The organism is Pseudoalteromonas prydzensis (genome assembly GCF_001661495.1).
Taxonomy (GTDB): domain Bacteria; phylum Pseudomonadota; class Gammaproteobacteria; order Enterobacterales; family Alteromonadaceae; genus Pseudoalteromonas; species Pseudoalteromonas prydzensis.
Genome location: NZ_BDDT01000003.1, coordinates 279,620 through 295,477 on the forward strand (window position 1 = coordinate 279,620; position 15,858 = coordinate 295,477).

11 protein-coding genes are annotated in these 15,858 nt (G+C 41.9%); 8 read left to right on the plus strand and 3 right to left on the minus strand.

The features are described 5' to 3' along the window. Positions 1-42: 42 nt before the first annotated feature. Together A7968_RS08590 and A7968_RS08595 are read right to left on the minus strand one after the other, a co-directional pair. Entirely contained in the window at positions 43-1,215 is a 1,173-nt protein-coding gene (locus A7968_RS08590; protein ID WP_064666169.1) for a putative manganese transporter, read from the minus strand. A gap of 69 nt (positions 1,216-1,284) precedes the next feature. Beyond that, entirely contained in the window at positions 1,285-2,910 is a 1,626-nt protein-coding gene (locus A7968_RS08595) for a M28 family metallopeptidase (RefSeq protein ID WP_064666170.1), read from the minus strand. Positions 2,911-3,018: 108 nt separating this feature from the next. Here A7968_RS08595 and A7968_RS08600 point away from each other — a divergent pair, with 108 nt between their 5' ends. The 8 genes from A7968_RS08600 to A7968_RS08635 all read left to right on the plus strand — a co-directional run bounded on the left by A7968_RS08600 (position 3,019) and on the right by A7968_RS08635 (position 14,051). Further along, complete coding sequence (locus tag A7968_RS08600; RefSeq protein ID WP_064666171.1) at positions 3,019-3,828, plus strand: DUF3025 domain-containing protein; 810 nt, start codon at positions 3,019-3,021, stop codon at positions 3,826-3,828. Beyond that, entirely contained in the window at positions 3,825-4,613 is a 789-nt protein-coding gene (locus tag A7968_RS08605; RefSeq protein ID WP_064666172.1) for an ABC transporter ATP-binding protein, read from the plus strand. The genes A7968_RS08600 and A7968_RS08605 overlap by 4 nt, the downstream gene beginning before the upstream one ends. After that, the gene (locus tag A7968_RS08610) at positions 4,606-5,814 is read left to right on the plus strand and encodes an ABC transporter permease subunit (protein WP_064666173.1); all 1,209 of its coding nucleotides are present in this window, start codon (positions 4,606-4,608) and stop codon (positions 5,812-5,814) included. Before A7968_RS08605 ends, A7968_RS08610 begins: the two co-directional genes overlap by 8 nt. Before the next feature lie 641 nt (positions 5,815-6,455). Continuing rightward, entirely contained in the window at positions 6,456-6,776 is a 321-nt protein-coding gene (locus A7968_RS08615; RefSeq protein WP_064666174.1) for a hypothetical protein, read from the plus strand. Positions 6,777-7,262: 486 nt separating this feature from the next. Further along, a complete protein-coding gene (locus A7968_RS08620) occupies positions 7,263-8,279 on the plus strand; it encodes an efflux RND transporter periplasmic adaptor subunit (RefSeq protein WP_064666175.1) in 1,017 nt (338 codons plus the stop codon). Positions 8,280-8,284: 5 nt separating this feature from the next. Then, positions 8,285-11,359, plus strand: a complete 3,075-nt coding sequence (locus tag A7968_RS08625; RefSeq protein WP_064666176.1) for an efflux RND transporter permease subunit — start codon at positions 8,285-8,287, stop codon at positions 11,357-11,359. Positions 11,360-11,449: 90 nt separating this feature from the next. Next, positions 11,450-13,348 (plus strand): DUF294 nucleotidyltransferase-like domain-containing protein, encoded by a 1,899-nt coding sequence (locus A7968_RS08630; protein ID WP_064666177.1) that lies wholly within the window; start codon positions 11,450-11,452, stop codon positions 13,346-13,348. A gap of 1 nt (position 13,349) precedes the next feature. After that, complete coding sequence (locus A7968_RS08635) at positions 13,350-14,051, plus strand: 3'-5' exonuclease (protein WP_064666178.1); 702 nt, start codon at positions 13,350-13,352, stop codon at positions 14,049-14,051. 48 nt (positions 14,052-14,099) lie between these two features. Here the strand turns inward: A7968_RS08635 and A7968_RS08640 are convergent, their stop codons facing one another. Continuing rightward, the gene (locus A7968_RS08640; protein WP_064666179.1) at positions 14,100-15,674 is read right to left on the minus strand and encodes a BCCT family transporter; all 1,575 of its coding nucleotides are present in this window, start codon (positions 15,672-15,674) and stop codon (positions 14,100-14,102) included. Positions 15,675-15,858 lie beyond the last annotated feature (184 nt).

The window sequence follows — 15,858 nt, forward strand, 5'->3', positions numbered from 1 at the left end:
ATTTTAAAACCAGCCTAGTGCTGGTTTTTTATGGTCACAAATTTAAATGCCATAGAAATACAAGCCATAACCTACAAGTATTGCCGGCACAGCTGAATAAATAGTCGCGACCAATGCAGCACGCGGTGCCATCGCTATCGCCGGGAATAATGCATCACCATCATTCGATATCGCATTAGCAGCTAAGGCGCTAAAAGGTATGATCCCTTGAATATAAAGTGTGGTGACCACTATTTGCGGACCACAGCCAGGTAAAAACCCAATCAACACCGCAATTAAAGGGGCTAAATACGCATAATGGACAAACCAGGCTTTTAAATCCACTCCAGCAAAAGTAATTAAGATCTCAAACAACATAAAAGATGCAACCACCCAAGCTGTGACAAAATGGGTATCTTGCAAAACTTTATAGAGCTTTGAAGGCGGCGTAATGGTCTCTTCCTCAGAGGCAACGTCTTGGTAGCTTTGCCCTTTAGATGATAATGCCCACGTTGCGACAGCGATAAATGCCATACAAGCGCCAAACACTGTAATGGCGTCTGCCAGCACAGCATCGAAGCTACTGAAATCAGTATTAATCGCTATCAGCACCGCAATAATCACGCTCGGGATCAACACAACTTGCCAAATAGATTTACTCATTATCAGCGCTTTACTTGGGCGGTTATAGCAGTCATCTGTGTAGTTGTTTTTTGCAGGTCGAAGGTGATCAGCGTTATGGAAAGCATTTACTACGCTGCCACTAATGACACCGACACTTAGGCCAATAAGCATGATAAGTAGTCCTTCAAGTGGTTTGGTCGCTAATAATAAAAATGCAGCATCTCCCATTGTCGCTGTTAACACTGCCACCACAGAGCCAAAGCTGGCTTGTCCTTTGGTAAATTGTGTCACTACAATAATCGCACCACCACAGCCGGGCAGTGCACCGAGCAGTGAGGCAAAGCTTACTTCCAATAGTGGTGATTTTTGACTTAAAGTACCCAATTCTAATTGTGGTAAACGATCAATTGCACAGTAGTAAAGAAACAAAGTCGCAGCGACAAATACACTGACTTGAAAAAATGCATCGCTCATTGCGGTTAATGTGAGCGATCTTATCGGTGGATAAGCTAAACACAGTAGTAGCAATATCGGTAGTAAAAGTCGCTTATTACTAAGAATAACTTGCGAAGAAATTGCAAAACTAAATTTGGTGAGTGTAAGAGGGGGCATAAGTGCAACCTAAAAATAATATAAGTTGCACTTTAAAATTAAATCAAATGAAAATCAATATCATTTGCGTTATTTTCTTTGAAATTCAGAATTTTCGTTCCATTTAGGCCACTGAGCTTGCTCAGAAATGTCAAAACCTACTTGGTAAAACAATTGTAAGTCTTGCACAGCGCCGGATAAATCCCACTCATCACGGTATCTATCGCATGGCTGATGGTAACAACCACGTAGCACTAAGCTCATGCGTTTACGATAATTAGCCGTGTCTTCATCGAGCGCTTCGGTGCCACCACCTGCATACATAGCTGGAATGCCCATATTGGCAAACGCAAAGTGATCAGAGCGGTAGTAGCCTCCAGATGACGGCTTAGGATCGCCTGATACAGTGCGCCCTTGTGCTTTAGCTGCAGCTTCTAATAGCGTGTCCATTTCAGATTTACCAAGACCAACAACACTAATGTCTTTAACTTTGCCTAATAAATTTAGGCTGTCCATATTGATATTCGCAACTGTTTTATTTGCTGGGATCACCGGGTTTGCAGCATAATATTTAGACCCTAATAAGCCTTGCTCCTCAGCTGTTACAGCTAAAAAGGTCATCGAACGGCTGGGGTGCTTAGGTAAACTTGCAAAGGCTTCGGCAACTTCGATTAACCCAGCGGTGCCTGTCGCGTTATCATGAGCACCATTGTATATTTGATCGCCTTTACGGTTTTTATCAGTGCCTAAATGATCCCAGTGCGCTGAATAAATAATATGCTCATCGGCTTTCTCGCTACCTGGTAAAGTGGCGATGAAATTATACGAAATAGACTTTTTAATGGTGTTTTTAACCGCAACTGACGCTGTTAAATCGCCCATATCAACATGGTAGGCTCCTTTCGAAGCATTGGCTTTTGCGGTATCAAAGTCCAAACCGGCTTTAGTGAAAAGCTCTTTGGCAACGTCTGTGGTTACCCAACCTTCAACTGCAACTCTGTCCATATTATTGTTTTCTTTTTGAAAACCAAACTGCTCGCCACTCCATGAATTTTCTACAACAGACCAAGGGTATGACGCAGGCGCTGTCTCATGAATAATAATGGCACCTGCTGCACCTTGACGGCTCGCTTCTTCGTATTTATATGTCCAGCGACCGTAGTAGGTCATTGCATCGCCAGTAAATAACGCAGGATCTTTAGTTGCAAAACCAGGATCGTTAACCAACATAACGACCGTTTTACCCTTAACATCTAAGCCTTCGTAATCGTTCCAGTTGTATTCGGGTGCATTGACACCATAACCAACAAACACCAACTCAGAATCTTTAATGCTTTGTTGTTCACTAATACGGCTGCTGCCCATTACCATGTCTGTTTTATATTGGTACGCTTTACCACCAATATTAAGCACCATATCTGAATCAGCTTCTAGCGAAACCAACGGCACTTCTTGTAAAAAGCTATCGCCGTTGCCTGGCTCAAAACCCAGTTTTTTAAATTCAGTTGTCAGGTAGGCCAGTGTCAGCTCTTCACCTTTAGAAGAAGGCGCGCGGCCACCAAACTCATCCGATGCCAGCACTTTTACATGCTCAGCGAGTTGTTCGGCATTTATTGAATCATAACCTTTGCTAACATCATCAGAGGTAAGACTTGTTGTTGCACATCCTGCAAGTACCGCAGTTGCAAGGAGTGTAAGAGAAAAATAACGTTTCATAGTCGCTCTTTTTTTGTTTTAAGTGGGCAGAGTATAAGAACTTCTATTAAATAGAACCAGTTTTTGCGGTAAACTCCCCCTAAAATTACTGTAAAGCTAAAGATACTCATGAAGCGTTTTACTCCTCACGAACAATGGCATAGCGCCAGCTTAGAAAATGGCGCATTTAACCACTTAAATAGATTATTTTCTTTGAACAGTTTAACTGACTGGCCAGCGTGTGCATGGTTTTCAAGCTTTCTTGATGCTAAAAACGCTAATCAACAAGTCATTAGTTTCGTTGACGATGCCTGTTTCACTGAAGAAGAACGCTATTATGAGCAAATCATTTTTGACACCGGTCAAGTACCTACGCGTCAACAAAATTGGCATGACCTATTTGGTGGCTTGAGCTGGTGTTTATTTCCTAAAACCAAAGCATTAATCAACCAACGTCATGTTGAAGAGATCACCTTGCACGGCACAAAGCAACGCTCTAAACACCGTAATGCACTGACCTTATTTGATGAATGTGGGGTGGTACTTGCGGTGTGTGATGATATTTGGCCACAGCTACTTAAAAATCACCAATGGCAAGACGCTTTTATTACCCACAGAGCTTCATGGGGCAAAACCATTGCGCCATTTATGTTTGGCCATGCTAATTATGAAATGCTAACAAAACCCTATATTGGTTTAACGGGTAAAGCGTTATTTGTAAAAGTACCGAGTGACATATTTTGTAAAGATTTAGCACAGCAGTACCAGTATATTGATCAAACTCTTTATGAGATGATTAAGCATGATAACTGTTTAAGGGACAACAGCCAGCTTTCACCGTTACCCTTATTAGGTGTACCGGGCTGGTATGACAATAATAACCCCGAATTCTATAGTAATACGGATTACTTTAGACCGAAACGAAGGACACGAATATGATAGAAGTATCAGGGCTTAAAAAGAAGTTTAAGCTGACCAAAGATCATAAAAAAAATAAACAAGATAAAATCGATCCTAGAGAAGATAAAGATTTTTTTCACTCAGTGCGAGATGTCAATTTTCATTGTAATAAAGGTGAAGTATTGGGTTTACTCGGGCCAAATGGTGCAGGTAAAACCACGACTTTAAGAATGATCTCCACAGCCCTAAAGCCAGATGCTGGCAGTATTCACATTGCGGGTGAAGACATTATTAAAAAGCCATTATTTGGCCGCAAATCTATTGGCTTTTTATCGGGTAGTACAGGGCTATATGGCCGTTTAACAGTAAAAGAGAACATTGAATATTTTGCTAAACTGCACGGTATGAGCAAAACGGCGATAAAATCGCGCTGCGAGGAGCTATTTGATTTACTCGATATGCATAGCTTTATTGACAAGCGCGCAGAAAACCTATCAACCGGGATGAAACAAAAAGCCAATATTGCCCGTGCCGTAGTGCATCATCCGGCAGTGGTTGTGCTTGATGAGCCAACCACAGGGCTTGATATCATGACCACACAAACGGTGATCAACTTTATCAAAGGATTAAAAGCGCAAGGTACGCCGGTTATCTTTTCAACCCATCATTTAGATGAAGTGGCCTTATTATGTGACCGCGTTGCAGTGATCAACGAAGGCATAAGTTGTTTTGATGGCAGTCTTGAGGAATTTAAAAAAGTAGGCAAGAGCGACGAATTGAATCAAGCATTTATGAACATTCTAACGGAGAAAAATGATGTTTGAAGTATTTAAAAAGGAAATAAAAGAGTTATTGCGTGATAAAAAGACCTTGATTTTTATTGTTGCATTGCCAGTTGCTATCTTTCCTCTGTTATTCGCTGTTATGGCATTTATAAGCTCTCAAGCAGCACTTGAAGCCGAGCAAAAAGTAAATACCTATGCCATTATTAATGGCCAGTATGCACAGTCGTTTACCGATAAAGTGTTTTACCATAAAAGTTTTGAACTCTATAAAGGCGAGCAAACTTTTACCACTGTTGCAGAGCTTGAGGAGGCAGTAAAAGCAGGCATCATAGATATGGGAATTTACTTGCCTTCGGATGCTAAACAAACCCTAGATGAAGCGCAGCAAAGTCAGTGGCAAGTGGTTTACAACGATTCTAAAGCAATTAACTTTTTATTTGACCGAGTCAAAGAATTAGCTGAAGAATTTGGCAATAATTTGCGAACCGAAAAGCTACTTAGTTACGGTATTAATGAGCAACAACAGCAGGCAATCATTGCACCAATAAAGGTTGTTAAAGTTGATACTGCTGATAAACGAGAGAATTTAGGCGAGAAAATAGGGGGCTTTATTCCTTATTTGCTTATTCCATTGGTGCTAATGGGCGCAACTTACCCAGCAATCGATTTAGGTGCTGGTGAAAAAGAACGCGGTACGTTAGAAACGCTATTACTCACACCGATCACCCGTACACAACTGGTATTAGGTAAGTTTATTACCTTACTTGCAGCATCAATCGCGACCACCACAATCACAGTACTGAGTATGGGGATTTGGATCAGTATAGCGATCACTTTTGTTGACTTAGCTGTTGTTAAAACTGCGTTTAGCTCGTTACGAGTGTTAGATCTTGCGTTAATCTTTATTATCTTACTTCCTGTTGCAGCAATATTCTCATCACTTGCTTTAGCCATTTCTATTTATGCACGTACCTTTAAAGAAGCACAAAACTACATGACACCGTTGAGCATGGGGGTTATCTTTCCCATTATCGTTGCACTATTACCTAACGTAGAGCTGAATGCCAAAACAGCGTTTATTCCCGTTACTAATGTGGCACTTGCAATAAAAGAAATTATTAAAGGCACCATTGATTACACCTTGCTAGGTTTGATCTTCTTAGCCACAGTGATTGTTGCCGGTGCATTACTGGCATTTTGCGTTAAATGGTTTAATAAAGAAGCAGTACTGTTTAGGTAAGCTGATTTAAATAGCACACTCAAAACTAACTAATTTAAAATGGCGGCATATCCGCCATTTTTATTTTAACAAGCATGAGAAATATCGTTGTAAGTTACCTATACTGTGGTTCAGATGTGGCGACAAATAAAATAGCGCGAACGAGGTAGCAGCCTTGCTTAATACAGTTAACAAAGGTATGAATAAATTGATCTTGCGCGGAAAACGAAAATGAATACTCAATGGCAACACAAAGGGGCGGGCTATGCGATAATCCTTATGTTATTAGAGCAGTATTTGCTTATCTTCCTCTAAAGTGCTGCGCCTCTTAACCTCTTTGTGAATAATTCATTTAAAGATCTTTTGCACAAAGAGAAGAGAAAGAGAAGAAAATGAGGATTAACTTGAATGCTAATATCTGCATGCGTAAAACACGATGCATTAATTAGAGTAAGCCCTTATCACCTCAAATAAGCCACTCAAACACCTGTAATACCTCCCAAAACGGCAATTAGAACAGCACTAAATCCGCTTTTTATATTTTACGTAAAATCGAAGTAACTGATTGAATCAAAATAGCAACTCGGCTATGGTTAATGCATCAATAAAAATAAATTAAAAACGGGTTATTCTACAGGCTCGTTATGCATTTAAGGATAAGCATGAAAAAATACCTACCTTTACTCGTATTAATAATCACTGGTTGCGTTGGAATGAAAACTTATAAAGGTGTAGTAGTCCAGTATAGCGATGTAAGCAAAAACTCTGATGGAACGTATTCAATTGAGGTTCTTGGTCATACAGATCTTAATGAAACAGATATGTTAGAGTTGGTAGAGCTCAAAGGAAAAGATTTATGCAAATCTAGTGACGTACATGTTAAAAAATATGAAATGGGTACTTATGGCTCGCATAGTCAGTTTGGTTCTGTCTATCCACCAAAGATTAACGCAACAATAGATTGTAGTGTAAACAATACATAATTGGGCAGCTGGAGGTCTTCTCCAGACCTCACAACATCCATCTGCGCTTTTTATCAACAGGAAGTGCAATGGGCGGTTCACCTTCCGTAATGAATATTGATCCAATATCTCTCAATGACGCTAAATAGTCATTGCCTAGTGCAATGTTAATTCCTTTTGTTTTTGAGCTTCGAGAAGGGTCTTCGCTTCTAAGCCCTACTTTTGACAGTATTTGCTTATCTTCCTCTAAAGCGCAGCGTCTCTTAACCTCTTTGTGAATAATTCACTAAATTTTTTTGCACAAAGAGAAGTAAATGAGGGAAATTTAGCGCTTAGTTTAGGCACATCTGTGACGGTCAGGCTTGTTTACGTCCTGTTACTCGGATCTGAAAGTTCTAAGTCATTTCAACGTATTGTTTTGCTAGTTAATCGAACTAGACTTTTTATTGATCAAAAGACTGATACACTGCGTATCATAATGGAAATAATAATTAATTAGGTGATCTTTTGAAATTTCGCGTGCTTATAACCTGTGTTTATTTTTGCTGCGCTGCGGTTGTACCTTCGGCATTGGCTACCAACGTACTTGTAGAACACGTTGCGATGGAACATGCCAAAGAACAAGTGCAAGCCGTTGGTAATGCTGAAGCTATACGTTCTGTGATCCTCTACCCTGCAGTAGGTGATAAGGTGACAGCGGTACATTTTAAACCCGGTGATCAAGTTGTTGCAGGAGCGGTGTTACTCGAACTTGATTCACGTAGACAAACAGCGGCATTAAACGAAGCGAAAATAAAGCTTGCTGATAGCGAGCGTATTCAAACTCGTTTACAGCAAAGTCATGCTAAAGGAGCGGTACCGCAAAGTGACTTGGACGATGCTAAAACCGTGTACGAGTTGGCAAAAGTCGCAGTCACTAAAGCTGAAACTGAACTACAAGATCGCCAAGTCCGCGCACCGTTTAGTGGCACTATGGGGTTGACTGATGTGGAAGTTGGTGACCGTATCACCACACAAACGGCCATCGCCAGTATTGATGATACCCGTGCTTTGTATATCAATTTTAACGCGCCAGAATCAGCAATTAGTATGCTCAGAAACAGCGGAAATGTTCGGGTTATTCCATGGCAAGGCAGCACCGCTGTTAATGCTAAAGTTGCTTATCTTGATTCACGAATCGATCCTCAAACGCGTACGCTGCGGGTCAAAGCAAAATTAGAGAATAAAAACGCACAATTTTTACCTGGTATGAGTTTTAGAGTGCATATAGAAATTCAAGGTGAACGTTATGCGGCAGTGCCGGAAGCGGCATTACTGTGGGGCGCGACGGGCCCGTACGTCTGGAAAAGTGTTGAGCAAAAAGCCACCCGTGTTGATGTGAAAATTCAACAACGTTTAGCGGGTCGTTTATTGGTTTCTGGACCTTTACTTGAAGACGATATTTTAGTGGTTGAAGGCGTGCAACGACTTCGTCCAGCGCAAGCACTTGAGTTTGTGCAGCCACTTGCAAACGTACAGGAGTAGCAAGGATGCAATCACCTATGATGCAAGACTTGCCGTCAATGGCAATTCGCCGCCCAGTATTGATAGTCGTCCTTAACTTACTAATTATCATCGCAGGTATTGCAGCCATTGCGGGAGTTGAAGTACGTGAACTGCCCGATGTTGATACGCCTAGGATCACGGTATCGGCTTCTTTTCCCGGTGGTTCACCTGAGACGGTTGATACCGAGGTAACCAGTAAACTTGAAGGTGCGGTTGCACGAGTCAGTGGTGTTAAAACTATTCGTGCACAAAGTGAAGAAGGTAGCGCACGTATTGTGGTTGAGTTTCGTGCTGGTGTTGATCTTGATGATGCCGCAAATGAAACCCGCGAATCCGTAGCGCGCGTGCAACGTGATTTACCCGAAGAAGTTGAGCGGGTGTCTATAATCAAAGCGGATAACGATGCTGAAGCCGTCGTATCGTTAACCGTTTCCAGTGAGTCATTAGCGCTTGAGGCTTTAACAGAATTAGTTGAGGTTGATTTAGCCCCGCAGTTTTTAACCATTCCAGGGGTTGCCGATGTACGCTTAAATGGCGACCGCAAACGAGTATTACGGGTACGATTAGATCCCCTTAAATTAACCAGTTTTAATTTAACTGTTCCTGATGTAGCCCAAGTACTGCGCCAAGCTCCCTTTGATGTTCCTGCAGGGAGTTTAAAGTCAGCGGATCAACAAATTATTGTCCGCGCAGATGCAACATCGGTCACAGCAGAGCAAGTAGCAGATATTATCATTCGTGATGGCACGCGGATTGGCGATATTGCAGCGGTGTATTTTGGCCCCGCAGATCCACGCTCTATGGTGCGTTTAAATGGCCAACCTGTGATTGGCATGGAAGTTATCCGTCAAGCGCAATCAAATACCATTGAGATATCCGATGAAGTGTTAAGTTTATTAGCGAAAATGCAAACACGTTTTCCTGAGCTTGAATTTACCCTGACATCGGATGATGCACAGTTTATTAGAAGCTCAGTTGATGAAGTGATCTCTTCGTTAGTACTGACTGTATTATTAGTGATCATTACGTTGTGGATATTTATTGGCTCATGGCGGGCAACTCTAGTGCCTGCATTTGCAATTCCTGTTGCCTTGATTGGCTCATTAGCCTTGATCTGGGCGTTGGGCTTTTCAATCAATATACTTACGTTATTGGCATTAGTGCTTGCCACTGGTTTAATTGTTGATGATGCGATTGTGGTCAGTGAAAACATCCAACGGCAACGTGGTTTAGGCCTTGGCCGACGCGCAGCTGCCGTGGTGGGCACCCGAGAAGTATTTTTTGCGGTGGTTGCCACAACCGCCGTTTTAGCGGCTGTGTTTGTTCCGATTGCATTTTTACCTTCAACCGCAGGGCGGCTATTTAGAGAGTTTGGTGGAGTACTTGCGGGCGCGGTGATCATCTCAAGTTTTGTCGCGCTGTCTTTGGTTCCTGCATTAACCTCTAAACTAAAACTTAAGCAAGGTGGCAAACACCCATTTGCAAAAATAGGCCATTGGCTTGCTAATCTTTATACTAAAACCATTCATTGGGTGCTTGATCACGCATGGCTAACGTTTGCAGCGTGCGTATTGGTTGCAGCGGGGTCGGGTGCTTTGTATGTCAATTTAGACAATGAGTTACTGCCATCAGAAGATCGCGGAAAAATTCGTATCTTTGCCCGTGGACCAGATGGCGTTGGCTTAAATTTTATGGATCGCCAAGCAATGCAAATGGAAGACATTTTATTGCCGTACGTAGAAAGCGGTGAGATAGAATCCATTTATACTGTAGTAGGGCAATGGGATCCTAATATCGTGTTTATCACCGTGCCATTAAAGCATTGGGACGAACGCCATTTTACCCAGCAAGAGATCATCAATAAAATCCGTACTCCATTGGGCAATGTGCCCGGTGCAGCAGGCTACCCAAATGGTTCAAATAGTTTAAATTTACGTGGCCAAGGTGGTGGGATTGAGCTGGCGTTATTAGGGCAAGATTACCTGCAAATCTATAAAGCCGCACAGCTATTTGCCGCCCAAGTTGAGCAGCAAATTCCGGCCATTGATAATGTTCGAATTTCATATCAACCATCTCAACCGCAGTTACGGGTTAATATAGATAGACGCCGCGCTGATGAATTAGGTGTTTTACTGAGTGATATATCAGTGACATTGCGTGCTGCAATCAACGGCGATGATATTGCTGATCTCAATATTGGTGATCAATCAGTGCCTATTATGTTGCAAGCACAAAATCAAACCATTAACGATCCGAGTGATTTAGCAAATCTCTATGTTAGTGCATCAAATGGCAGACTCGTACCCTTGAGTAGTGTTGCGACTATTAGCGAAGAAGGGGTTGCGGCAGAGCTTGAGCGCCATGCACAGCGTCGTGCTATTGAATTGGATATGGAATTACCTGAAGATATGAGCATTGCAGAGCTAGTTTCACAGCTACGCGATATTGCAGAGCAAACTTTGCCAAGTGGTATTAGCTTAGCATTCAAAGGTGAAGCATTAACGTTTGAAGAAACCTCTAATGAAGTGTTTATTACCTACATATTGGCATTTTTAATTGTGTTCTTAGTGTTGGCGGCACAATTTGAAAACGTTAACAGTGCAATTGTGGTGATGGTCACCGTTCCATTTGGTATTACTTCGGCAATCTTAGCGCTGTATCTTACGGGGACTTCCCTTAATATTTACTCGCAAATAGGCTTAGTGATGCTAATAGGCTTAATTGCTAAAAATGCGATTTTACTGGTTGAATTTGCCGATCAATTACGAGATCAAGGTTTAACGGTGCGCAAAGCGGTTGAGCAAGCGGCATTGGTACGGTTAAGGCCGATCACCATGACCTTAGTATCTACCTTGCTTGGCGCGTTGCCGCTCATATTATCAACGGGCGCAGGGGCAGAAGCACGTAACGCTATCGGTTGGGTGGTGTTTGGTGGCTTATCACTTGCGGTATTATTTACCTTGTATTTAACACCGGTTATTTACTTAGGTCTTGCGCGTTTTACCTCGCCGCGCGGCGATGAAAGCAAACAGTTAGAGCAAGAGTTATCGCAAGTCTAATTATTTAACTTTCACTGATCGGCTATTTTTCTTTGAAAAAATAGCCGATTAGGCCCACAATCAACAAAACGCTTTAAAACGGATATGTTAATGCAAGCCGAACATGTTGATATCGCTCACTTCCTGTGTGAGCACGCCCCATTCGATGATCTACCAGAAGAAGCTTTAAACCAACTAGCTTGCCAAATCGAAGTTGCTTACTTTCGAGCTGGAACCAATATTCTTCTCTATGGCGATGATATAAATGACTTATATATAATTCGCAGTGGTGCAGTTGAAATGTATCGACGTGATGGTGAGCTGTACAACCGATTAACGGTTGGCGGCATATTTGGTCAAATGGGTTTATTAATGAATCGCAAAGTGCGTTACCCTGCAAAAGCCCTTGAAGATACCTTAGTTTATTGTATTAACGTTGAATTCTTTAATAAATATTGTGATAAATTTGACGCATTTGCAGACTATTTTGAAGCTAACGGCACGGTAAGGCTGCATCAAGCAATTGTTGAACAAGCCGATAGTAATGATTTAACAACGGCTAAAGTAAAATCTCTACTGCATCGCGACGTTGTTACTGTGGCAAAAGATGCCAGCATACAGCACGTAGCACAAGTGATGACGGATGAGTCGGTATCATCGGTACTGGTAACCGATGTTGATAAGCCAATTAGCGACGATCCTGAAGATGATGATGGTCAAGTTGTAGGCATCATTACAGATAGAGATTTACGCAGTAAAGTTATCGCCGCAGGCCTTGATTACACGATGACCGCGCAAGCAATCATGCAGCAAGATTTAATTTTGCTAGACAGTAACGCGTACATTTTTGAAGCTGTTTTAGCGATGCTACGAGAGAATATCCATCACTTACCTGTTGTTGTTAAGAAAAAGCCTATTGGTGTGATCTCACTTTCAGATATTTTACGTTACGAATCGCAAAGCAGCTTACTGTTAGTGCGGGGGATTTTATCGCAGCCTTCAGTGGAAGATCTTGCATATTATGCACGGCAATTACCAAACGTATTTGTACGTATGGTAAATGAAGACGCTAATTCACACATGATTGGTACCGCTATGGCTGTGATTGGCCGCACCTTTAAACAGCGTTTGCTAAGTTTAGCTGAGGAAGAATTTGGCCCACCACCTGTGCCGTATTGTTTTATTGCGTTAGGCTCAATGGCCCGTGATGAACAGCTTATTGTTACTGACCAAGATAACGCCATTATTCTTGATAACAGTTTTGATGAAGAAAAGCATGATGAATACTTTCAAAAACTGGCTGACTTTGTTTGCGATGGCTTAGCTGAATGCGGCTATACCTATTGTGCTGGTGAAATAATGGCTTCATTTAAAAAGTGGCGATTGACCAAAGACCAATGGCAGGCGCAGTTTGCTAAATGGATCGCAGAGCCGAAACCACAAGCTTTACTCAATAGCGCTATTTTCTTTGATTTAGATGGCGTATACGGCAAACTTAAGTGGGCGCAAGAGCTGCAACGCTTTATTGCCATAGAAGGGCGCAACAATAAACGCTTTTTAGCTAATATGGCTGCCAACGCGCGCAACCGTACACCGCCACTGGGCTTTTTTAAAGATTTTGTGCTTGAACATAACGGTCAACATAAGCGTTCAATGAACCTTAAACGACGCGGTACAGCGCCCTTATCCGATGTGATCAGGGTACATGCTTTGGCTGTTGGGTCACGTAAACAAAATTCATTTGAGCGCTTAGAAGATATTATAGATGCTAAATTACTGCCAGAAGGCAAAGCACAAGATTTAAGAGATGCGCTTGAATACATTGCGATGGTGCGTATTCGTCACCAAGCGTGGCAAATAGAGCAACTCGATGAGCAACCGGATAATGATTTAGAACCACATTTATTATCGCCTTTTGAGCAGCGCAATCTAAAAGAAGCATTTGCTATTTTAGACAAAGCACAAAACTTCCTTAAATTTAGATACTCAGCTAATTCAGGTATTAAATAATATGGCGGGTAATCAGATTGATTGGCAAAAACGTTATAAGCAGCTAGAAAACAGCAGCAAAAATGACTGTATAAAACATTATTACCGTAATGCTATTTTTGATGGTAATACCGCGATTAGTGACGTTCCGTTAGTGGCTTTAGATTTTGAGACGACCGGTCTAAATTTTAATCATGATGATATTGTCAGTGCGGGATTAGTGCCGTTTAATACTCGGCGTATCAGCTGCAGTGGCAGTAAACATTGGCTGGTAAATCCCAAGCAAAAGCTCGATGAAGAATCAATTGTTATTCATGGCATCACCCATTCTGAATTGATTGATGCTCCTGATTTTTCAAAAATCATTGAGCCTTTATTAGCTGCATTGGCAGGAAAAGTGATTGTTGTTCACTTTGCGCCGATCGAGCGTCATTTCTTATATCAGGCTTTACAGGCTCGACTAGGCGAGGGGCTTGAGTTTGCAGTGATTGATACGCTTGAGTTAGAGAAACGCGCGTTACAAGCCAGACAAGGGCTAATTGGCCGGTTATTTAATAAGAAACTTGATTCAGTAAGATTGGGCGACTCACGTAAACGTTATTCACTGCCAGCTTATCAAAGTCATAGTGCACTGACCGATGCCTTGGCCACTGCAGAGCTATTACAAGCACAGCTGGCATATCATTATCGTGATGACACACGGCTTGCAGATTTATGGATATAAAAAACGCCGCTAATTTTAGCGGCGTTTTTAGATTTTAGTTAACCGTGTTTAGCTTCTTGGTTCGGTTCTAAGTCCTAACAGTAAGCTTACACACATCATTAATAGTACAATCGTGAATGGTAAGCCTGTGGACACGGCACCGGCTTGCAGTGCCTCCATCGCTTTCGTTCCACCTACCCAAAGTAGTGTTGCTGCTATGGCGCCTTCAACCGTCGCCCAAAAAATGCGTTGTGGTACTGGCGCATCAACTTTACCACCAGCAGTGATCGAATCAATAACTAATGACCCTGAATCTGACGAGGTAATAAAGAATACCAATACTAGAACAACCGCAGTGAATGACAGTAACTTAGCCATTGGTAATTCATCAAACATTTCAAACATCGCCAGTGGTACTTGCGTTAATCCTTCGGTACCAAGTTTACCAACCCCATTAATGACTTGATCAATTGCAATACCGCCATAAATTGACATCCACAGTATCGTGACCATAGTTGGAATAAGCAATACCGCAATTAAAAACTCACGGATAGTACGCCCCTCAGATACACGTGCGATAAACATACCAACAAATGGAGACCAAGAGATCCACCAAGCCCAGTAGAACACAGTCCAACCGTGCATCCAGGTTTCATCTTCGCGGCCATGCGGGTTACTTAACGGAATAATGTTTTCAATATAGCCCATTACTGTGGTTGGAATGTTGCCTACAGACGCTGCAAAGCCAACTAATAAAACGAACATTAGCAAGGCAAAGGCAATCAACATATTAATATTACTGAGTAGCTTTACGCCGCCATCAATACCGCGTACTACCGAAATAATCGCTAATAAGGTGACGACGGATATAACTATAATTTGTAAACCAACACCGGATTCAATACCAAATACATGGTCTATACCCGCTGAGGCTTGTTGCGCACCTAAGCCGAGGGAAGTTGCTAAACCAAATAACGTCGCCAGTACTGCTAAAATATCAATGACGTGACCTGGCCAACCCCATGTTCTGTCACCTAAAATGGGATAGAAAATAGAGCGGATAGAAAGCGGTAAACCTTTATTATATGTAAAAAAGGCCAATGACAACGCAACAACGGCATAAATAGCCCAAGGGTGTAGTCCCCAGTGAAACATGGTCGCGCCCATGGCAAGTTTTGCAGCTTCAGGCGTATTAGGTGTGACATTGAGTGGCGTTTCATACCAACCGGTGTAGTAGGCGACGGGCTCTGCAACCCCCCAGAACATTAAACCTATACCCATACCCGCAGCAAACAGCATTGCCATCCATGAAAGACGTGAATGAGTAGGGCGCGCGCTTACACCACCTAATCTAATTTTCCCGTAAGGCGAGAAAATTAAACCGATGCAGAATAATAAAAAAATATTAGCAGACCACATCAAAAAGCTATCAAATGTATTAATGATGTCGAATTTGATCCCATCTAGCATTGCTTTTGCTGAGTCAGGATCACTAATTAACACTGCGATTAAAAAAATTAAAACTAAGCCAGCACTGGTACCAAAAACTGGATTATGTACATCAAATCCCCATTTCTGAATATTATCCTGGCCTACCGTATAGTCCGTATTATCAATACTATATTTGTCATGATTATCACTCATGAATAAGCCTCTTTTGTTAAATTTCCGTTTGTTTTAATGGTTTGAGCAGCGATCCCGAACAGGATTATTACTTCGTAGACAAACTAAAAATAGCAGTTAGTATTATGCTAAAGTGTAGAAGTAATCGTCAAAATGTAAACCTAGATTATTCGTAAACCGCTGAATTATAGCCATTACGGTAATG